This is a genomic window from Rhizobium sp. BK313 (genome assembly GCF_014193655.1).
Lineage (GTDB): Bacteria > Pseudomonadota > Alphaproteobacteria > Rhizobiales > Rhizobiaceae > Rhizobium.
In genome coordinates this window covers 816,911-835,283 of record NZ_JACHZQ010000001.1, presented here as the reverse complement: position 1 = coordinate 835,283, position 18,373 = coordinate 816,911, and the positions used below count along the sequence as shown (strand labels likewise).

18 protein-coding genes, 2 pseudogenes and 1 riboswitch are annotated in these 18,373 nt (G+C 58.7%); of the genes and pseudogenes, 5 read left to right on the top strand and 15 right to left on the bottom strand.

Going from position 1 to position 18,373, the window contains the following annotated elements; genetic code table 11:
• Nucleotides 1–101: 101 nt before the first annotated feature.
• The 7 genes and pseudogenes from FHT86_RS03980 to FHT86_RS38730 all read right to left on the bottom strand — a co-directional run bounded on the left by FHT86_RS03980 (nt 102) and on the right by FHT86_RS38730 (nt 6,842).
• The gene (locus tag FHT86_RS03980) at nt 102–662 is read right to left on the bottom strand and encodes a DUF924 family protein (RefSeq protein WP_133705627.1); all 561 of its coding nucleotides are present in this window, start codon (nt 660–662) and stop codon (nt 102–104) included.
• A 76-nt stretch (nt 663–738) separates the two neighbouring features.
• Entirely contained in the window at nt 739–1,749 is a 1,011-nt protein-coding gene (locus tag FHT86_RS03975) for an iron ABC transporter permease (RefSeq protein ID WP_133707062.1), read from the bottom strand.
• A 60-nt stretch (nt 1,750–1,809) separates the two neighbouring features.
• Complete coding sequence (locus FHT86_RS03970; RefSeq protein WP_133705626.1) at nt 1,810–2,769, bottom strand: ABC transporter substrate-binding protein; 960 nt, start codon at nt 2,767–2,769, stop codon at nt 1,810–1,812.
• A gap of 12 nt (nt 2,770–2,781) precedes the next feature.
• Nucleotides 2,782–3,561 carry an ABC transporter ATP-binding protein gene (locus tag FHT86_RS03965; RefSeq protein WP_133705625.1) on the bottom strand — a complete coding sequence of 260 codons (780 nt, stop codon included), beginning with the start codon at nt 3,559–3,561 and terminating at the stop codon, nt 2,782–2,784.
• Nucleotides 3,562–3,571: 10 nt separating this feature from the next.
• Nucleotides 3,572–3,985 carry a DUF1636 family protein gene (locus tag FHT86_RS03960; RefSeq protein ID WP_133705624.1) on the bottom strand — a complete coding sequence of 138 codons (414 nt, stop codon included), beginning with the start codon at nt 3,983–3,985 and terminating at the stop codon, nt 3,572–3,574.
• A gap of 107 nt (nt 3,986–4,092) precedes the next feature.
• Nucleotides 4,093–4,310, bottom strand: a riboswitch (cobalamin riboswitch).
• 209 nt (nt 4,311–4,519) lie between these two features.
• Nucleotides 4,520–5,935: an FAD/NAD(P)-binding protein gene (locus tag FHT86_RS03955; protein WP_133705623.1), complete on the bottom strand. Its 1,416-nt coding sequence runs from the start codon at nt 5,933–5,935 to the stop codon at nt 4,520–4,522.
• Between the two features lie 490 nt (nt 5,936–6,425).
• Nucleotides 6,426–6,842 (bottom strand): annotated as a pseudogene (locus tag FHT86_RS38730) (RBBP9/YdeN family alpha/beta hydrolase).
• Nucleotides 6,843–7,038: 196 nt separating this feature from the next.
• Between FHT86_RS38730 and FHT86_RS03945 the strand changes: the two are divergent.
• A complete protein-coding gene (locus FHT86_RS03945) occupies nt 7,039–8,256 on the top strand; it encodes an SfnB family sulfur acquisition oxidoreductase (RefSeq protein WP_133705622.1) in 1,218 nt (405 codons plus the stop codon).
• Nucleotides 8,257–8,311: 55 nt separating this feature from the next.
• On the opposite strand, the gene FHT86_RS03940 is transcribed toward FHT86_RS03945, so the two are convergent.
• Together FHT86_RS03940 and FHT86_RS03935 are read right to left on the bottom strand one after the other, a co-directional pair.
• A complete protein-coding gene (locus tag FHT86_RS03940; RefSeq protein ID WP_133705621.1) occupies nt 8,312–8,782 on the bottom strand; it encodes an Rrf2 family transcriptional regulator in 471 nt (156 codons plus the stop codon).
• A gap of 205 nt (nt 8,783–8,987) precedes the next feature.
• The gene (locus FHT86_RS03935) at nt 8,988–10,451 is read right to left on the bottom strand and encodes an FAD/NAD(P)-binding protein (RefSeq protein ID WP_133705620.1); all 1,464 of its coding nucleotides are present in this window, start codon (nt 10,449–10,451) and stop codon (nt 8,988–8,990) included.
• Between the two features lie 107 nt (nt 10,452–10,558).
• Between FHT86_RS03935 and FHT86_RS03930 the strand changes: the two genes are divergently transcribed.
• Nucleotides 10,559–10,756 carry a hypothetical protein gene (locus tag FHT86_RS03930; RefSeq protein WP_133705619.1) on the top strand — a complete coding sequence of 66 codons (198 nt, stop codon included), beginning with the start codon at nt 10,559–10,561 and terminating at the stop codon, nt 10,754–10,756.
• A 572-nt stretch (nt 10,757–11,328) separates the two neighbouring features.
• Here the strand turns inward: FHT86_RS03930 and FHT86_RS03925 are convergent.
• From FHT86_RS03925 to FHT86_RS03900, 6 genes and pseudogenes are all read right to left on the bottom strand, one after another.
• Nucleotides 11,329–11,499, bottom strand: coding sequence for a hypothetical protein (locus FHT86_RS03925; RefSeq protein ID WP_166656742.1), 171 nt, complete (start codon nt 11,497–11,499; stop codon nt 11,329–11,331).
• A gap of 113 nt (nt 11,500–11,612) precedes the next feature.
• The gene (locus FHT86_RS03920; RefSeq protein WP_133705618.1) at nt 11,613–11,822 is read right to left on the bottom strand and encodes a cold-shock protein; all 210 of its coding nucleotides are present in this window, start codon (nt 11,820–11,822) and stop codon (nt 11,613–11,615) included.
• Between the two features lie 169 nt (nt 11,823–11,991).
• A pseudogene (locus FHT86_RS03915) lies at nt 11,992–12,108 on the bottom strand (IS6 family transposase); the annotation flags it as partial.
• 64 nt (nt 12,109–12,172) lie between these two features.
• Nucleotides 12,173–13,045: a carbohydrate ABC transporter permease gene (locus FHT86_RS03910; RefSeq protein ID WP_246779370.1), complete on the bottom strand. Its 873-nt coding sequence runs from the start codon at nt 13,043–13,045 to the stop codon at nt 12,173–12,175.
• 11 nt (nt 13,046–13,056) lie between these two features.
• Nucleotides 13,057–13,944 carry a carbohydrate ABC transporter permease gene (locus FHT86_RS03905; RefSeq protein ID WP_133705617.1) on the bottom strand — a complete coding sequence of 296 codons (888 nt, stop codon included), beginning with the start codon at nt 13,942–13,944 and terminating at the stop codon, nt 13,057–13,059.
• A gap of 91 nt (nt 13,945–14,035) precedes the next feature.
• Nucleotides 14,036–15,301 carry an ABC transporter substrate-binding protein gene (locus FHT86_RS03900; protein ID WP_166656741.1) on the bottom strand — a complete coding sequence of 422 codons (1,266 nt, stop codon included), beginning with the start codon at nt 15,299–15,301 and terminating at the stop codon, nt 14,036–14,038.
• Nucleotides 15,302–15,497: 196 nt separating this feature from the next.
• Here FHT86_RS03900 and FHT86_RS03895 point away from each other — a divergent pair, with 196 nt between their 5' ends.
• The 3 genes from FHT86_RS03895 to FHT86_RS03885 all read left to right on the top strand — a co-directional run bounded on the left by FHT86_RS03895 (nt 15,498) and on the right by FHT86_RS03885 (nt 18,372).
• A complete protein-coding gene (locus FHT86_RS03895) occupies nt 15,498–16,529 on the top strand; it encodes a Gfo/Idh/MocA family protein (RefSeq protein ID WP_133705615.1) in 1,032 nt (343 codons plus the stop codon).
• Complete coding sequence (locus FHT86_RS03890) at nt 16,529–17,296, top strand: GntR family transcriptional regulator (RefSeq protein ID WP_133705614.1); 768 nt, start codon at nt 16,529–16,531, stop codon at nt 17,294–17,296. The genes FHT86_RS03895 and FHT86_RS03890 overlap by 1 nt, the downstream gene beginning before the upstream one ends.
• A 77-nt stretch (nt 17,297–17,373) precedes the next feature.
• Nucleotides 17,374–18,372, top strand: a complete 999-nt coding sequence (locus FHT86_RS03885) for an SIS domain-containing protein (protein ID WP_133705613.1) — start codon at nt 17,374–17,376, stop codon at nt 18,370–18,372.
• The last annotated feature ends 1 nt before the right edge of the window (nt 18,373 follow it).

The following is an 18,373-nucleotide window of genomic DNA, read 5'->3' as shown; positions in this document are numbered from 1 at the left end:
AAAATGGAAGAATAGAATCTTCCTGTAGTGTGATTGCGAATTTCATACTGCCTTGTAAGGCAAAGAAAGGCGACACAAAGGCATTCACCAGCATTATCCCATCAGAAGCCTGCTCCGGGCTGGGCGAGATAATCTTTCTCAGCCTCTGTCGAGACGCGTCCAAGGATGGCGTTGCGATGCGGGAAGCGGCCGTAGGCAGCAATGACTGTGCGATGCCGAAGCGCATAGTCGATCTGCTCATCAATACCGAGTGAGCGGAAAAGCGCGACAGCCCGATCTTGTTCGGCAAGGTCCTCGGCGTGCTCGAACGGCATGTAGAAGAATATCCGCCATTCCGCCGGCACCCCACGATCCGCACCGACCTCCAAAGCCTCTTTGGCCGCCTGTAGTGCCAAACCATCCGTTGCGAAAGCAAGCGGTGTGCCGCGATAGATGTTGCGTGCGAACTGATCAAGGACAATGACCGCTGCCAGCCGGCTTTCGGGCGTTGTCCGCCAGAGATCAGGCACGCCGGCTGCCAGTGCCAGGTGCGTGTCGCGAAACCGGCGGCACATCTCTTCGTCGAGAGCAACGGTCGAGCGGAACCAATCCTCGCTCGTGCATTCCTCGAACCAGAAGCTCAATACTTCCTCAGGCGTACAAACAATCGAATCTGCGGCCATTTACTATCCCCCCGGCGTGCCCGTCGGGAGATAGGTCCACGGGCGCCGGGAGGCAATGGTGAAAGCTGCCCATAGCTCAGCTTTTTCGAAGGATCAGAATGAAGGCGATGCCGCCGGCCAGACCCGTGACAATGCCAATCGGCATGTCCTCCGGCGCCATGATCAATCGCGCGGCCATATCGGCCCAGACCAACGTCAAGGCTCCGAAGGCGGCACTCAAAGGCACGACGCGGACATTGTCGCCACCGACGAGCAGCCGGACGAAATGCGGCACCATCAGTCCGACAAAGCCAATCGCTCCGGAAAAGGCGACCATGACGCCCGTCAACAGCGCCGTGACAACGAACAGCAGGAAACGGAATTGCGATACGGCAATGCCGAGCGTCGCTGCCGTCTCGTCGCCCATGGCAAGCGCATTCAGCTCCCGCGATTTCAGCATCAGCACGGCGAGGCACACAAGGAGCACGCTGGCCGGATAGATCAGATGCTGCCACTGCGCCAGCCCCAAGCCGCCGAGCATCCAAAAGACGACGGTGTTGGCCGCTCGGGGGTCGCCGAGGAAAATCAGGAGGTTGCCAAGCGCGGTAAAGACAAAGGCGACAGCCACGCCTGACAACACCAGGCGGTCAGCCGAATGTGAGCGCGTCAGCCGAGTCACGAGCGCCACGGCGGCAGTGGCAAGCAGCGCGCCGGCAAAGGAGAATAACGGCACTGTCAACAGCCCGAGGATGAGCCCCGTATGCAGCAGCGCCAGGATCGCACCGAAAGCCGCACCTGAGGAAACGCCGAGAAGATGCGGATCCGCCAGCGGATTCCGTGTCAAAGCCTGTAACACCGCACCGGTGACCGCAAGCCCGGCACCCACGAGCAATGCCAGAATGACGCGGGGGAAACGCACATCCCAGACAATGCTTTCCTGCCCGCCGGACCAGGTGATGGGAAACAAACCGGCATGCAGCTTGTTGCCGACGATCGCCCAGACGGTCGCAAATGGGATGGGTGCTGCGCCAAAGGAAACGCCAGCCGTAATCGATATGGCGAGGAAAGCAGCAAGGAGAAGGATCAGAACGGGAAGGCCAAGGCGCATGCGAAAATCCAAAAAGCGATCCGTCCAGCGATCGACCGGACGGATAAGCACTGTCATTCGTTACATCGCTTCCGGATGGAACGCCCTCGCAAGCGCTGCGATCGCTTCGATGTTGCGCGGTCCAGGCGTGGCCTCGACATAGGGAAGCACGACAAAACGGTCGTTCTTCACCGCATCAATGTTCTTGAAGGCCGGATTGCTCTTCAAAAAGGCAATCTTCTGGGTCGCGGTGACTTCGCCGTAGTCGACGATGACAATGACTTCGGGATTCTTCTCGATGACAGGCTCCCAGGAGACTTCTGTCCAGCTCTTTTCGACATCGTCCATGACATTGGTGCCGCCGGCCGCTTCGATCATAGCTGTCGGGATGCCGTAGCGGCCCGAGGTGAAGGGCTTTTCCTCGCCGGAATCATAAACGAAGACGCGGGTCGGCCTGTCGACATGACTTATCTTCGACTGGATATCGCTGAGCTGCTGGCGATAGCCGGCGACCAAGGCCTCGGCTCTATCCTCGACACGGAAAATCCTGCCGAGATTCAGCAGGTCGACGAACATGTCGTCCATGGTCGGCTTGTTCTTCTGCATGACGAAGATGCAGGATTCGGTGAGTTCATAGACCCTGATGCCGAACGGCGCCAAAGTCTCCGGCGTCACCTCGCCGCCCACCTTCATGCCATAGTTCCAGCCGGCGAAATAAAAGTCGGCATTGACGCCGAGCAACACTTCCTTGGTCGGATATTTCGGCGATAGTTCCGGCAATTCCTTGATGCCATCGCGCAGCTTTTCATCCAGCGTCTTCCAGCCCGAGACACCGGTGTAGCCGACCATGCGATCTTGCAGCTTTAGCGCCAGCATCATTTCGGTGAGGTTGACGTCGTTGGAAACGGCGCGCTCCGGCGCCTTGTCGAAGGTGACATCGCGATTGCAGCTACGCACGGTGACGGGTTCGGCCAAAGCAGCACCGGCAAACAGCGTACCGAACAACAAGGCGGTAGCGGATAAAGACATGCGGAAAGACATGGATAGCTCCAATTAACGAAGAGAAAAAGTAAAGCGATGGGTTGCGTCGCCGACCACCTGGCGTCTGGCCTCGACACGGAAGGCAGATGAGATGCGCTCAGCGGTCAGAACTTCGTCAGGCAGGCCATGACCGATCAGGCGGCCGGAATCGAGCACCGCAATATGCGTCGCGAAATCGGCGGCAAGATTGATGTCGTGCAACGTGGTAATGATCGTCCGGCCGAGGCCTTTCAACAGCTCCAGGATTTCCAGTTGATGGCGGATATCGAGATGATTGGTCGGTTCGTCGAGGATGATCAGCTCCGGCTCCTGCGCCAGCGCGCGGGCAACCAATACCCGCTGTTTTTCGCCCCCCGAAAGCGACGCGAATTGCCGGAGGGCAAGATGTTTGAGCTCCAGGCGGAGAAGCACTGCCGCTGTCGCCGCATGATCCTCCTCGCTCCATCGCGCCATGCCTTTGCGATGGGGAATGCGGCCCATCATCACCACGTCGCGAACGCTGAAGGGAAAATCGCCCGGCGTCTCCTGCAGGACGGCGGCGATCCGCTGCGCCGCCTCGCGCGGGCCGATCGACCAGAGATCGATGCCGTCGAGACGCACCAAACCCCGTTGCGGCCTGACACCGCGATAGAGGCATCGCAGCAGTGTCGATTTACCCGCCCCGTTCGGACCAATGATTGCCAGCCGATCACCGGCTTTGACCGACAGGCTGATGTCTCGGATGATCGGCTTGCCCCTATGTGGCCCCCAGGTGACGCCGTCAGCTTCCAGCCGCAAACATTTTTCCAGCATGGCCCCGTTCCTATTGCAAAAGCGCCGCTTGGCGCTCAGCCGAAACGATGGCGGCCGGAATGCGTGCCAATGTCTTGCCGTCTAACATTTTCGGGCGTTCGCCTTCCCGCGTCAGGCCATCAGGCCGATCGCGATAAAGCTCACCGAAGGAAGCGAGCGCCTCTATATCGGCCTCGCCCGCGATGTCGCCGAAGAGATAGGTCGCCTTTGCCGTTGCCTGGAAGGCGACGGTGCATGGCCGCTCGCAGCCAGCCATGCAGACGCTGCCTTCCAGGCTGAAATCGTCGGAAAGTGCAGCGCCAGCCTGGGCAATGGCCGCCTGCAGATGCTTCAGCAGCTTGAGACCGGGATGGCATGGCGCGCCGACGTGGCGGCAATTCGTGCATACGGTGATCCGATGCGTCGCTTCTTTCGCTTTGTCCATGAAAAGCCTCCCGGAGATCTCGCCGGAGGCAAAGTCAAGATAGGGCCTGCGGGCGCGACAGCGCCCTCGCCCAACCACTGAATTTCCATCGGAACACCCCGTCCGTTGCGGTTGACGTCGTCGATGGCAGGTCTCCTGGCTCGCGGGTCACAGCCCGTTCGCACCTTCCCGGCATCAAGCCAGTGGCATGTCGCGAACGCGCTCTCCGCTTACAGTTGCGGGGGCAGCCACGGTTTTGGCCCCTGATGGGTAATCCGCACCGTGTTCCCTTTTCAGCCGCCCTCCGGATGATTCCGGCGGCAGCACCATCGGCATCGTTCATCTCATAGAAAATCCAAACGGGCAATGGCGGTATCATCAATGTCTGCACTTGTCCCTCAGTCCAAATTGGCGACAATTCCTAGAAGGATTCGTTATGTTATTACGTTACGTATTTCAATCAAAAAAAGAGATATGGCAACAGGCTTGAAGCCCGTATTGATGGGCTATGGCGAACGCGAGGGGTTATCTCGCCTTTGGGGGCGAGATAACCCCTCACACAGCCTTGCACTGAGGATAGAACCGCGTAGCCACACCCTCGGCGGCCGCATAGGCCTGGGTGACGATCTCCGGCACCAGATCGATATCCGGCAAGCTCCCGAGTCCCAGAGGCCCGATGGCAAAAAGCCCCTCCGTCGTGCGGCCATCCACGGAAAGCGCACCCGTTGCTTCCACGGCCAAGCCGAGACCAAGTTCGTCCGGCGTGGCGAGGCCTGCGTTGATCAAACTCCGCATCAATGGCGTGTCGAGATCAGGCTCCTGGCAGCGGCAGTCGATTACCTCGTCGGCATAGACCTGCTCCACACCCTGCTGGCCGGCCGGCTTCAGCGTCAATCCGGTCGGCGTGCGCCGTAGGAATTGCCCTCGACGCAACAGCGTATTGCCCTCCGCCAGCTCATGTTTCAGCCGAACATGCAACGCTTCCGGCAGGCGATTGCGGTGGCTGTCGTAAAGGGCACGCAGATGGCGGTTGAATTGCTGCTTTTGTCCTGCCGGCAACGAGCGCCAAAGCGAACGCGCATGCTTGCGCAGGCCGTTCATGACGGACTGCCAGCTCTGCCCGCTCGCCTCGGCATGCTCACAAGCCCTGCGGATAAAACGCACGATCTCACTGAGACTGCCGGGCATTGCCTCCGCCGGAAAGACCGGATCGGCATTGCTGCGCGTATGGCTTTGCGGCAGAAAGCCGCGTTTCGAGACAATGGTGATCTGGCCATCGTAACCATTGTCGCGCATTTGCAGCAACCGGTCGACGACGCGCAGACCATTGCCGAGCAATACCGTATGTGGGCGCGACACCAGGCGGCGGGCACGAACAGCCGTCGGCGTCGCCACGGGTTCACCGCTCTGCGGCTCGTGATCGGCAATGCCGTAACCTGTCGCCAGGATTACCATATCGAACAGCGGATTGGAGGCGCCGGCGCTCTCCACCAGGAAGCAGTCGCCATGGCTGCGTCGAAGGCCGATCACCGTCTCGCTGCTGACTTGCACGGTGATATCCCGCCGCGAGGACAGCGCTTCGGAAAATCGTTGGTAGACATAATCGCTGAAAATGCTCTTCGGCACGAAGATCTGCAAAAAACCCGGAATCGCGGCCGGCACCGCACTGCGGAACGTGGCATTGGTACAGAGCCAGTCGTTGAAATCGTCTGGATCGCCAGCGGAAACCGAGAGATCGCGTACACGGCTGTTCAGGATTTCGCTGCTATGGCCGGAAGCCAAAGCCTGACCGCCACTGACGCTAGAATTGGGATCGAAAAGCTGCAGATGAAACGGCGTCCGCATCGTCTTCATCAAGGCGATCGCCATCATCATTCCGGAAAAGCCGCGGCCTATGACGGCGATGCGAGGCATTGCATAGGCCTGTGCCGAGGCATTTGCCCTGGCGGAAAAAAGTCCCTGAACCGTCATATCAACTCCTGGGGCAAGAGGTGGTCGATCATGCTTTTCTAAGGGCATACTGATACTTTGCCTGTGAACCGCACACAGTTCGCGGCCATCAAACGCCTGGCCGCTAGAGCGCCGTGCGCTCGTAAACGCATAAGGGCCGCTCCGGTTCTTTGAACCCAGAACATCGTTTCCGTTTCGGTGCTCCACCTGAAAGCGGGATGCTCTAGGCGGGTTCCCACTCAAAGCGAAGAACCCTATTCCCTTCGTCAACCGGTACACTGCGAGCCTATCACCGGCTCAAAAGGTCTGATTGTTAGTATTGTCTACTTATTTAGTCGTATATGAAAGCGCGAAAATGCGGCGGTAGCAAGCGCTTTCTTGCGACAGCCGTTTTTGATGGCAAGTGACGTCCAAGCAGTTCAGCTTTTCGCTGAATCGCAACACGGCTCTATGTTTTTGTTTTTTCGCAATTCCGGACGAAAAACGGTTTCGCACTTTTCCCGGAATTGCTCTAGGACATCGCCTCGCACAAGACGTCGCGCAACTGCGGTCTTGCCTGCATGGCCTGCTGATCCTCGACCGTTTTGGTGAACGCAGAAAACAATCGGTAGCCCTGCTCCCACCGACCAAAACCGCTGGCGATATTGATGTGGTCGGCATAGCCGACATCATGAAGCTCGCTGTTCCAGCGTGCAGGCCGATTTGCGAGATTTGCGGCAAGCAGGCATCCGAGACTATGCGTGATGAGCCAAGCTACTCCCACCGGTTCCAACTCGCTTTCCAGCGCCGTCAGCCAACGCTGCAGCACCGGCCGTGACCATGAAGCCTGACGGACGATGGTTGCAGAGGAACGATCGCGCGCCCAATGGCGCTGTCAGTGGCCCTCGGCGGAGCCGTTCAAACCGGGAAGGATCAGTGTCGCAGCCATGGCACTCTCCTGGATGGAAGGCTGCGGCTGTAACAAGCCGCACGCTTACAATTTCTCCATTCAACGCCTATTATCGTGTGTAGCGAAATCTAGATAAGCAAAGAGAATCTAATGTAAAGTACATCTATAGAAATTACGCGCTTATCAATTTCGCACAGCTAAGTCACTGATATGCCATCGGCTGATGGGGTCATGAATGGGAACTGTTTCGCAGTTGCACGAGCGTACGAGGCCGCTCGCACACCGCATTCAAAGCGACGAGGAAGCGCTGGAGATCGCGCGATCGCTGGCCGCCAATTTCGCCCAGCAGGCAAGTGACCGCGACATCAACCGCGTGTTGCCCTATGAGGAGCTGGAGGCCCTGTCGCAATCCGGGCTGCTCGGTATCACCACTCCGTCCGAATATGACGGACTCGACATTTCCAACTCCGTTCTCGCCGAAATCATCGCCATCCTGGCCGAGGCCGATCCTTCAATCGCCCAGATTCCGCAGAACCATTTCTACATTCTCGAAGCACTGCGCATCGACGGCAGCGAAGAACAGAGGAATTTCTTCTTTACCAGGGCGCTTGCCGGTGACCGCTTCGGCAATGCATTCTCAGAACTCGGCACCAGAACGGCCGGTCAATACAACACGCGCCTGACACCGGACGGACTTGGCTATCGCGTCAATGGCCGCAAATTCTATTCCACCGGCGTGCTTTTCGCCGACTGGATCGCCATTTTTGCGCTGAACGCACGCGACGAACTCACAATGTCTCTCGTCCCACGCGGCACCGAAGGCATCCAGGTCATCGATGACTGGGACGGTTTCGGTCAGCGCACATCCGGCAGCGGCACAACCATCCTGCACAATGTCTACGTCAACGCCGACGCCGTCGTCTCCCATCACAAAGGCTTTGAGCGGGCGACGACCATCGGTTCCGTGGGTCAAATCATCCATGCCGGCATCGATCTCGGCATTGCCCGAGCCGCCTTTGCCGAGACGGTGGAGTTTGTGAAGACTAGCACCCGCCCCTGGATGGACAGCGGCGTCGAGCGCGCGGCGGATGACCCGCTGACCATCGCCAGGATCGGCCAGATCGCCATCCGGATCGAGGCAGCCGCCGCTATGCTTGAACGCGCCGGCAAGAAGATCGATGTCGCTCAAATCAATCCAACGGAAGACCATGTGATCGACGCCACGCTTGCCGTGGCGGCCGCGAAAACCCTAACGACGGAAATTGCCATTGAAGCCTCGAACACGCTGTTCGAGCTCGCCGGCACCTCTTCCACGCGCATCGGTCTCAATCTCGACCGCCATTGGCGCAACGCCCGCACCCACACGCTGCACGACCCGGTCCGCTGGAAATATCATATCGTCGGCAATTATCATCTCAACGGCGTGTCGCCGCCGAAGAACTGGACTTTATAAAAACAAACCGCCGGCCTGAGGCCGGCGGCGAAGTCCAAACGATCAGACAGATAGCTCAGCCGATATTCGAAGCGCGATAATTTTCCTGTTCTTCGATCTCGATTCCCGGCCCGCCTCCCGCGACGAACTGTTCCAGCGTCATATTGTCGAGAATGGCAGCGATCGCATCTCGAACTTCCGTCATTGAACGGCGCACATGACAGCGCTCCGGATCGGCGCAGTCATCACAGGCTTCATACGCCGTGCGGCTGGCGCACCGGATCGGCGCAAGCGGACCGTCGAGCGTACGGATAACATGACCGATGCGGATGTCGGAGGCGGGACGCGACAGCGAATAGCCGCCGCCCGGTCCCTTCTTCGAGCGCAGCACGCCGGCGTTGCGCAGTTCCAAAAGGATGGTGTCGAGGAATTTCTTCGGGATATTGTTGCGTGATGCAATGTCGTTGATGAACGCAGTCTCGCCCGGCGCGAGGCGCGCCAAGTCCACCAGCGCCTTCAACCCGTATTTTCCTTTTTTCGTGAGCATCGCTGTCCGCTTTACTGCAAAATCGATTGTTGGGAGCCCGGCACGTTCGATCAAGACTCAACCGGCCGGCCTTGTCGCCATTGACCACGGAACTAACGCCGTCGCCTCATACGAACAATACAATAACTCACAAATTGTATAGTTTATATGAGTAAATTTGGGCAAATGTATCGCCCAAGCCACGATTTTGCAGTTTTTTATACCTTTACGCCATGCTGCTATCGACTTTTGGCTTGTCATGCGCGCGCTTGGTGTAGTCGGCAACTGCCGATGCCACCTGCTCGGCGACGAAGACGGCATGCTCGACCACTTCGGGCAAGCCCATAAGTTCGCCGAAGGTGCCTCGTGCCAACGGCCCGGAAATGAACAGTGATGGTGCCGCCTTACCGTCGGCGCCGAGTGCCAGCGATGCCGTGTTGCAGGCAAGGCCGAGCCCTGCGTCATCGATGGCGAGATAGCCCGCGTCTGCAAGCTCGCCGATCCAGCTTTGCGAGTCTAGAATCCCGCGATGGCCCGGCCCTGTCGTCACCACCACAGCATCGAATTGGCGATCGAGGCTCTTGCCGGAACGACTGAGGCGAAGCGTGCAGCCGATCATCCCGTCCTTGACCTTTACAGAGGCGACGGAAGCCGCGAGCACCTCCAGCCTGCCTGCGCTGATCGCCTCCTCGCTGACCGCCTCCACCTGCGGCGCAACGCGAAAGCGGTGTACATCCCAGAAGGGCCGCAAATGCCGCACCACACGCCGTCGCTCGTTGATCGGCATCGCCCGCCATAGATCCTGACCCTGGGCGCGTACCTGATCGATGACTGCATGCCAACTCCGCCCCTCGCCTTCCGCTTCGCGAATGGCGGCGCGCACGTGCCGTAGAAGGTCGAGCGCAGTCCGTGACGGGTGACTGACGAAATCGCCGAACAACTCCTGCTTCACGGGCGCATGACCACGCGACCGCAGACCGCGCCGGGAAATAGCTGTGATCGGTCCCTTATGACCACGCAGGTTGAGGGAAGCGATGACGTCGGCAGAGGTCAGGCCGTTACCAACAACAAGCACTCGGTCGTCGGCGCGGACGGCATCGAGCGCATCTGGCCGCGTCGGGTCCGCGACAAAACGCGGATGGCCGGTAAGCGCATTTTGTAGCGGCTGCGGCGGCTGGGGCGACGGATGGCTTGTGGCAATGACGAGGATATCCGCCTCCACGCGCCGCCCTGCCTCGCCAGTGATCACCCAGTGGCCGTCCAGACGCTGGACATCCTCCGCTCTCTCGGCAACGTGGGTGACGGCACCGCTGTCGACGAAAGGCTGCACCATAGTGTTAACATAGCGACCAAAAACCCCGCGCCGCGGAAACAGGCTGCCATTCGCCGCGACAGCCGTCTGGTCGCCCGCCAATACATTGCCTTCTTCAAGCCAACGCTGGAAATGTTCGAGATCGTCGGGCAGCAGGCTCATCTTCGCCGCCGGCACATTGATGCGGTGCGCGGGATCCTGGGTATCATAGGCCAGCCCTGCCCCCAACCGTGCGCGCGGTTCGAAAATGAAAAGCTGACCGGGCTGCAGCGGCTTGTATTGCATGAGGTGAAAGGCAACCGCCGTTCCGGAGACGCCGCCGCCGATGATTGCGATGACTGGACGATCACGCGATTGATCGTGAAAATGAGTGGTCATCGCCAAATCCTTCCCGACGGATCGATTGGGAGGCATACCTCGCCGCCGTCAACCGCGCATGCCCTAAGGGCACAGCAATATACTCTACAAAATTTATTGACAATAGAATGCCGGCGGCAACCGGATGGTTCCCAAAAAACCAGGTCCTCGCCATTCAAGCCGATATTGCCTTTGCGAACAAGGACTTGTTTTGTGCCCCGCACAACAATGTTATTGCACCGCAGGATGTAAAAATCTTGGCATACACCGAACAAAAGCACATACTGCAGATTGTTCTGGTTCATGTTCTCTGGGAGGAGAAATAACATGGAACTGCTGCATCTGCTGACCCCCTTCGACTACACGCTGATCCTGGTTCTTGCAGCCATTTTCGTCTTCAGCATCATGGAAGGTGGCGGGCATAAAAGGCATTAGGCAAGCGCCGACTCAAGCGACGGAATATGCCCAATAGGCAAGGATGATGAGTTGACGGATTAGCGCGCATCATCGCCGCTCCTCCCATTTTTCCTCTGCAAATTTTATAACTCCGATCCCGCTTCGAATAAAAGCGATCTATAGACCGTGTCTAGAAGTAGAGCCGCTGACTCTTAGTCGGCAGGCAATCGGCCTATTTTATCCCCGAACAGATTGCGCCCACAACTTGTGGCTTTGACATCCGATGGCCGGAAACCACAGTTCCGTCACCGACTCCAATACGAGCCGGCCTCTCTATTTCAATGCAATCCTGGGAAATTTGGTGGTGATGTGCGCTGGCGAAGCGCCGGAAGCTCATGGATGGTTGGGAGGCGTCTTGTGGGTCCAGCGCATGACTGTGGCCGGATCCACAAGGTCTCTTTTCTTGAAGAGGAAGCCTTAGTTTTTTCTTGAAGTGGAAGCCTTAGTTTTTGCCGCCATTCCTGCGGACTCTATCGCCCTTGGATTTCGATGACGACGTCTTGGCGTCGTAAGCTTGGCCGAAGTTGGTTCCGCCAAGATGGCCTCCCCCGCTAGTATTCTTCACTTGGCGATCTGCTCTTTTTTGGAGCTGTTCAGCATCGGTCTTTTTCATGAAATTTCTTTCGATAGGTATTAATGAAAAGCTTTGTAAACCCGACTGCCCAAGTCGCTTCGATGGTCATTGCCAGTACATCCGTGGTCAAAGACGTGAAGCGGTCTAGGCAGTTAGGCGATATTGAGATTTTCCGCGGCGTTCTTGCCCGTACGGCTATCCCGCACGATATCGAAACTGACCTTCTGGCCTTCCCTAAGGAGGGTCATGCCAGAGCGCTCAATGGCGGAGATGTGAACGAACACGTCTGCGGATCCATCGCTTGGCTGGATAAAGCCAAAGCCCTTATCGGTATTGAAGAATTTTACTACTCCGTCGTTCATGACGATTTCCTTTCAATCGCATAGAGTTTAGCCGCCCGGCGAAAAGCCGACGGCAAGTGATCGATTTTGAGAGGAAAGATTGGCTCGAACGCCAGGGGCGCAAAACAAAGCTCAACAAGCAACTTCGATGCGACCGATTTATACGGCAACTGTGTTCTAACGAGGGCCGCCGTAGGCTCAGCGGAAAGCGGAAGTAGAGCCAAACCACATGGGCGATGATCTCGGCAGGAAAACGGTGGCGTTTGTAACGATGCGTCGTGATATCGGTCGGTCGGGGCGTGCTCATGCCGACGACTACCAGCGAAAATGTTAAGGCGATGCTACCTCGGAGGATCATCTTTCCAAAGGTGTCACTTACCAACACCTTGGCTTAAACCTCGGATAAATTGGCGCGAGAAAAGCACGTAGAGGACAACAAGCGGCACCACGCCAAGCGTCAATGCGGCGAGAAGGGCCGGATAATCGCTGAGAAACTGTCCGACGAATTGTTGGACGCCGAGGGTGACTGTCTGGTTGTTCTTGCTGGGCGCCAGAATCAGCGGGAACCAGAGGTCGTTCCAGACTGGTAGCATCGTCAGGGTCGCGACAGCGGCGAGACCCGGCTTCACCACAGGCAGCACGATAAGGAAGGTGCGGAACTCGCCTGCCCCGTCCATCCGTGCCGCCTCCTTGATCTCGGTCGGCACCGTGCGGAAATAGGCCATCATCAGTGTCACCGCGATCGGCACGCTCATTGCGGTGTACACGAGGATCAGTGACGTCAGCGTATCGACGAGCTGCCAGGCGATCATGATCTCGAGGATCGGAACAGTGCCGAGGCGGATCGGCAGCATGATGCCGACCACGAAGAGGCCGGCGATCACCGGCGTTATCTTCAGCCGGTATTCGGTGAGGCCATAAGCGGCCAGCGCAGAGAAGACCACCGTCAGCACGATCGTCGAGACCGTGACGATCAGGCTGTTGCGGTAATTCAGAAAAAAGTTGCCGCGCGTAAAGACGCGGATGTAGCCGTCGACACTAAAGGTCTTGACCGTCGGCAGGTCGAAGGGGCCGCCAAAGATCGCGGGCGTCGTCTTGAAGGAGTTCAGAATGACGATGCAGATCGGCCCGAGCGCCAGGAGCACGAAAAAGATTAGCAGAGCATGGACGATGATGCGGTCGAGCGGCATGGCCTGGCGGCTGGTGCCGTAGAAGGTGGAGCTGACTTCGTTGGATGATGACATCTGTTGCCCCCTCAGATCTGATGCGCCTGCAGGCGGCGTTGGACGAGCCAGAAGTATGCGGCCGTCACGAAAAGAATGATGACGAAAATTACGGTTGCCACTGTGGCGCCGAGGTCGAGATCCGCCACCTGGCCGCTGGAGCCGAAGAACGTGCGGTAGAAGAGAGTTCCGAGAATGTCAGTGCTATAGTTCGGGCCAGGTGCCGCTCCGTTCAGCGCGAAGACCAGATCAAACCCGTTGAAGGTCCAGATATAGGTGAGGATGACGATCAGGCCGAATTGCGGTGCGATCAGCGGGAACTTGATCGCCCAGAATATCCGCCAGTTTCCGGCACCGTCGATACGTGCCGCCTCGACGACGTCGTCTGGAACGGAAAGAAGCGCGCTGTAGAGAAAAAGCATGGGGATGCCGACATACTGCCAGACGGACATGAGCGAGATCGTCGGCAATGCTGTCAGTTCATTACCAAGCAGCGGAAAAGCGACGAGGCCCCAGAGCGGATTGATGATCAGGCGCCAGATGAAGCCGACGATGACGACTGAAAGCGTTGCCGGAACGAAGAGCAGCGTGCGGTAGATGCCCTCGGAGCGCTTGAGGAGACCGGACGTCAGAAGCCCAGCCATCAACAGCCCGACCGGCACTTCGACGACCAGATGGATGATGAAATATTCGACATTGTTCAGGAGCGCATTCCAGAAGCGCGCGCTCGTGACGGGATGGGTGAAGAGATAGTAGTAGTTCGCCAGGCCGACGAAGGCGCGGCCGCCGGGACCGTCGGTGTCGAAGAAGCTCATGACGATCGAGGCGGCAAGCGGTAGGACAGCGAATGCGAGATAGATTGCGAGCGCAGGCAGCACAAAGAGGAAGAGGCTCCAACGAGCCGTCGCAGGACGTGTCACCCGGTATCTCCGTGGTCTCGTCGCCGGTAAAACGCCGGCGGGTATCGGGAGCCTCGCGCGTGATGATAACCCGCACGCGAGGCGCTCTTGCTTACTTTTTCTGCGGTGCGTACCAGGACGCAAGGCCTGCCTGAAGCTCGGCCGTCGCTTTTTCCGGGGTGACGTCGTCGCCGATCATCATCGTCTGCAGCACGCGCCAGATCTCGTCGTCGAGCGGCGGGTTGCCGGCGCTCAGACGGTCAAGCGCAAGGCGCGGCGTCAGCTTTGCGCCCTTTTTCAGATCGGCGAATTTCTGCGCCAACTCATTGTTGTAGGTGACCGGCGTCTTGCTCATGGCGAAGAAGCCAGGAGCGGCATTGACGTAAAGTTCCTGGAATTCGGGTGTCGCGAGCCAGGAGAGGAAGGTCTTTGCCGCATCCTTGTGCTTGCTCGCCGCATTGATGCCAATCGCCATGTCCGGCATTTCCTGCAGGTAGCGCTGGCCGCCTTCCTTTGCGGCGGGCGGAGCGAAGACGCCGACGTTCAGACCGGTGGCAGTCACCTGATTGATGTCCCAGGAGCCGTCCGGAAGGATCGCTGCGCGGCCGATCGTAAAGAGCTGCGTCATATCGGCATACTGCAGGCTCGCCTGGCCTGCAGGCAGGAACGGCTTCCAGGCCGCAAAGGCCTTGAAGGCTTCGACGAATTCCGGATCCGTCAGCTTCTTGGTGCCGTCGATCAGGCCCTGGCGGCCTTCCTCGCCGTTCCAGTAGGACGGACCAATATTGTAGAGGCCGTTATAGGCGAGCTGCCAGGACTCCGCGGAGCCATAGGCAAGCGGCTGGTATTTGCCGCTATCCTTGATCTTCTGCAGCACCTTGATGAACTCGTCGGCCGTCTTGGGCACATCGAGCCCCAATTCCTTGAAGATATCGACATTATAATAGAAGCCGGCGAGTACGGCGGCGACCGGCAAGCAGTATGGCGTTCCCTTGGCGTCCGTCCAAGCCGCCTTGGACGTCTCATCGAAGGTCTTGATGGGGTCAAAATTCGCCAGCGAATCGAAATAACCGCGACCAATCCATTCGCGATTAACGTCGAAGGGGCGGCAGGTCAGGAGATCCGGGCCGGCACCGGCTTCAATTTGAGATTGCATCGCAGCATTGTATTCATTGGTGTTCACCGGAGCGAACTCGACCTTGATACCGGGATTCTTGGCTTCAAAGGCAGGTATGATCTTGTCTTGCCAGACGGCGATGTCTTCGGTTCGCCAGCTGCCCAGCTTGATGGTCACATCTTCAGCGAAGGCACTACCGGCTACCAGCAGGACGGCCATCGATGCAAAGGCACTATTGAGCAATGCATGCTTTGAAAGCATTTGATAATCTCCCATTCTCGTCGCTTGAAACTGCTCCCATGCCGGCTCCTTATATTGCCGTCCGGCGATTGATGATGGACAATACCTCTCAATACAAGTTGTGACAAGTTATATTTTTTGTTTCCCATTTTTGTCTTATGTGGTATTCGAATTGGAAGGGTGGCGGGGCCATCAAGGGTAGATGGAGGAGCAGAACATGATCGGCGTCGGACTGCTGGGATCGGGATTCATCGGAGAGTGTTATGCCGACGCCTTGCTTGATGTTCGCAATGCAGAGTTGCGATCATGCTATTCGCGCAGCGGCACTCGCGCCAAGGAGTTTGCGCAGAAGTGGCATGTGACCGCGCATGAGACGATGGATGCGCTCTGCGCCGAGGCTTCCGTCGACCTAGTGATCATCGCGCTTCCGAACGAGGTTCATCTCGAAGCGACGAAAATTGCTGCGAAACACGGGAAGGCGGTGGTCTGCACCAAGCCGCTTGCACGCACCGAGGCAGAAGCCGCCGAAATGCTCAAGGTGGTGATCGAAGCAGGCATCTGGCATGGGTATGCCGAGAGCTCCGTCTTTTCTCCGAACATCGCCAAGGCCTATGAGATGGTGAAAGCCGGCGGCATCGGCAAGCTTTTGACCATGCGTGCCCGCGAGGCTCATTCGGGTCCGCATGCCCCGCATTTCTGGGATGCTGAAACGGCCGGCGGCGGCGCGCTGCTTGACATGGGATGCCACACAGTAGAATCAGCACGGCATTTCTTCGGCAAGGACAATCCTGTAACCGAAGTCATGGCCTGGGGTTCGACGATGGTGCATGGCGACAAGACGACCGGCGAAGATGCCGCAATCGCCCTCCTGAAGTTTGCCGGCGGACAGTTGGCAACCATCGAATCCTCCTGGATCGAAAAAGGTGGCATGCAGCTGCGCCACGAGCTGGTGGGCTCGGAAGGCCGCATCGTGACGGACAGTTCGGTGGGACCGGTCTGGGGCTTTGTGGGCAAACCGGTGGGCTACACCGTCGAGAAGGCGGATGCGGAAACCGGTTGGGTTTATCCGGTGCCCGAGGAAACACGCGCCTATGGCTTTTCGCAGCAGATGCGGCATTTCGTTGATTGCCTCGCGGGCGGAAAGACGCCTTCGGAAACCTATGAAGATGGGGTGATCGTCAACAGGATCATCGACGCGTGCTACCGGTCCATGGAGACCAAGCAGTGGGAAAAGGTTGCGGTGGGCTAATGATCGGAATTGAGGGCCAGCCGGCACCCCTGCAGTCGGATTCTCCCGAACCCTTGTGGCAGCAGGCCGCGAAGGCGATCACGAGGGAGATTGCCGCGGGTAAGCTCGCCTCGGGCAGCAGGCTGCCGCCGGAACGCGATTTGCTGACGCGGCTTTCGATCAGCCGTGTTACGCTGCGCCGTGCACTGCAGAGCCTGGTGACCGATGGCGTGCTGGTGTCGTCACATGGACGTGGCTGGTATGTGGCAACGGAAGCGCATCAGGAATTTCCGCAGACACTAGAATCCTTCAGCGAGACCGCAGCTCGTCTTGGCCTTGCGCCGTCATCGCAGGTATTGCGGGCTGAAGAAGCGCCGGCAAGCCTCGATGAGGCGGAAGAGCTCGGCATTGCGCCCGGCGGGCCCATTTTTCATCTCGACCGCATACGAATGCTGGATGGCGTACCGGTTGCGGTCGATATGTCATTCTTCCCTGCGATCCGGGGAATCGACATGTCCGCGATCGATTTCAAGACGGCCTCGTTGTTCCGCCTGTTGACCGGCGCAGGGTTCGACCTTGCCCGAGCCGAGTCGACCATCGAAGCACATGCTGCCGATAAGACGCTTGCACGGCATCTCGGCATCGAGCAGGGCATGCCGATCCTTGCGATGCGCCAGCTCGTCGAGGACAGCAACGGGCGTCCGGTCATGGCATCGACGATCCGCTACGCAGGCGACCGTTACCGCCTGCGGACATCCTTTTCACGCACCGCGAAAACGGGCGGCTGATACCGCACGGATAATCGGACGGCGGCCGGTGGCTCATGACGCCGGCACATAATTTCAGGACCAAGGAGAAGACCGGAATGGTCAAAGGTTATATTTCGCTTGCCGACGCGCGCGCCTCCCAGGCCAATGCGCTGGAGAAGGCGATTGCCGAAATCGGCAACGAAGTTCGCAATATTTCCGAGGCACTGAAAGGTCCAGGCCCGATTTTCATGGGGATCGGCGCAAGCTTTGGAGCAAGCTCGGCCGCCGTCTGGGAATTGCGGTCGCGCGGCGTGCATTCCTGGCGTCTCAATGGCGGTGAATATCCCGTCCCCTTCCCGGCCTCCAGCCACCCGGTGATCGCTGTCTCGCAGAGCGGCAAGAGCACCGAAACTCTTGCCGTGCTCAACTCGATCGACCGCAGCCTCCGCATGTCCGTCGTCAACGCCAAGGATTCGCCGGTCGCCGCCGCCTCGTCGACCAACGTCTCGCTCGGCGCGATCCCCGACAGCTATGCCTCGACGATCGGCTACACGGCAACGATCGCGGCCCTTGGAATGATCGCCGAGGCCTGGGATGGCAGCGTGGTCGACCCGTCCTGGGCGCAGATCCCGGCCAATTTCCGCCAGCTTGAAAAACAGCTCGCGTCACAGATCGGCGAAATCCTCTCCCGTATGAAGAACGCGACCTATGTCGACTGCGCCGGGATCGCCTCATCGGCCGGTTCGGCCGAGGTCGGTGCGCTGCTACTGCGCGAGATTGCCCGCATCCCGTCGACCGGCATGTCGACCCGGCAATATCTGCACGGTGCAATGGAATCCGCCGGAAAGGGCGTGCATATTCTCTTCGGGGACGAGCGGGAGGCAGAATTGGCGTCGACGCTGGCAAAGGCTGGCCATCACACGATCCTTGCAGGTCCCGTGCAGGCAGCGGAAAACGATTGGCTGACCTATATCCCGTTGCCGCGGGTGAGCGCGACCCAGCGGCCGATTTTGGAGGCCGTCATCATGCAGACCATTGCGGTCGAGACTGCCATCGCCCGGGGGCTCGATCCCGACGCCTTCGTCTTCCACCACAACGACACCAAGGTGGCCTGAC

Coding starts and splice junctions, on each gene's coding strand:
- FHT86_RS03980 (WP_133705627.1), bottom strand. CDS start 662: ATGGCCGCAGATTCGATTGTTTGTACGCCTGAGGAAGTATTGAGCTTC.
- FHT86_RS03975 (WP_133707062.1), bottom strand. CDS start 1,749: ATGCGCCTTGGCCTTCCCGTTCTGATCCTTCTCCTTGCTGCTTTCCTC.
- FHT86_RS03970 (WP_133705626.1), bottom strand. CDS start 2,769: ATGTCTTTCCGCATGTCTTTATCCGCTACCGCCTTGTTGTTCGGTACG.
- FHT86_RS03965 (WP_133705625.1), bottom strand. CDS start 3,561: ATGCTGGAAAAATGTTTGCGGCTGGAAGCTGACGGCGTCACCTGGGGG.
- FHT86_RS03960 (WP_133705624.1), bottom strand. CDS start 3,985: ATGGACAAAGCGAAAGAAGCGACGCATCGGATCACCGTATGCACGAAT.
- FHT86_RS03955 (WP_133705623.1), bottom strand. CDS start 5,935: ATGACGGTTCAGGGACTTTTTTCCGCCAGGGCAAATGCCTCGGCACAG.
- FHT86_RS03945 (WP_133705622.1), top strand. CDS start 7,039: ATGGGAACTGTTTCGCAGTTGCACGAGCGTACGAGGCCGCTCGCACAC.
- FHT86_RS03940 (WP_133705621.1), bottom strand. CDS start 8,782: ATGCTCACGAAAAAAGGAAAATACGGGTTGAAGGCGCTGGTGGACTTG.
- FHT86_RS03935 (WP_133705620.1), bottom strand. CDS start 10,451: ATGACCACTCATTTTCACGATCAATCGCGTGATCGTCCAGTCATCGCA.
- FHT86_RS03930 (WP_133705619.1), top strand. CDS start 10,559: ATGCCGGCGGCAACCGGATGGTTCCCAAAAAACCAGGTCCTCGCCATT.
- FHT86_RS03925 (WP_166656742.1), bottom strand. CDS start 11,499: ATGAAAAAGACCGATGCTGAACAGCTCCAAAAAAGAGCAGATCGCCAA.
- FHT86_RS03920 (WP_133705618.1), bottom strand. CDS start 11,822: ATGAACGACGGAGTAGTAAAATTCTTCAATACCGATAAGGGCTTTGGC.
- FHT86_RS03910 (WP_246779370.1), bottom strand. CDS start 13,045: ATGTCATCATCCAACGAAGTCAGCTCCACCTTCTACGGCACCAGCCGC.
- FHT86_RS03900 (WP_166656741.1), bottom strand. CDS start 15,301: ATGCTTTCAAAGCATGCATTGCTCAATAGTGCCTTTGCATCGATGGCC.
- FHT86_RS03895 (WP_133705615.1), top strand. CDS start 15,498: ATGATCGGCGTCGGACTGCTGGGATCGGGATTCATCGGAGAGTGTTAT.
- FHT86_RS03890 (WP_133705614.1), top strand. CDS start 16,529: ATGATCGGAATTGAGGGCCAGCCGGCACCCCTGCAGTCGGATTCTCCC.
- FHT86_RS03885 (WP_133705613.1), top strand. CDS start 17,374: ATGGTCAAAGGTTATATTTCGCTTGCCGACGCGCGCGCCTCCCAGGCC.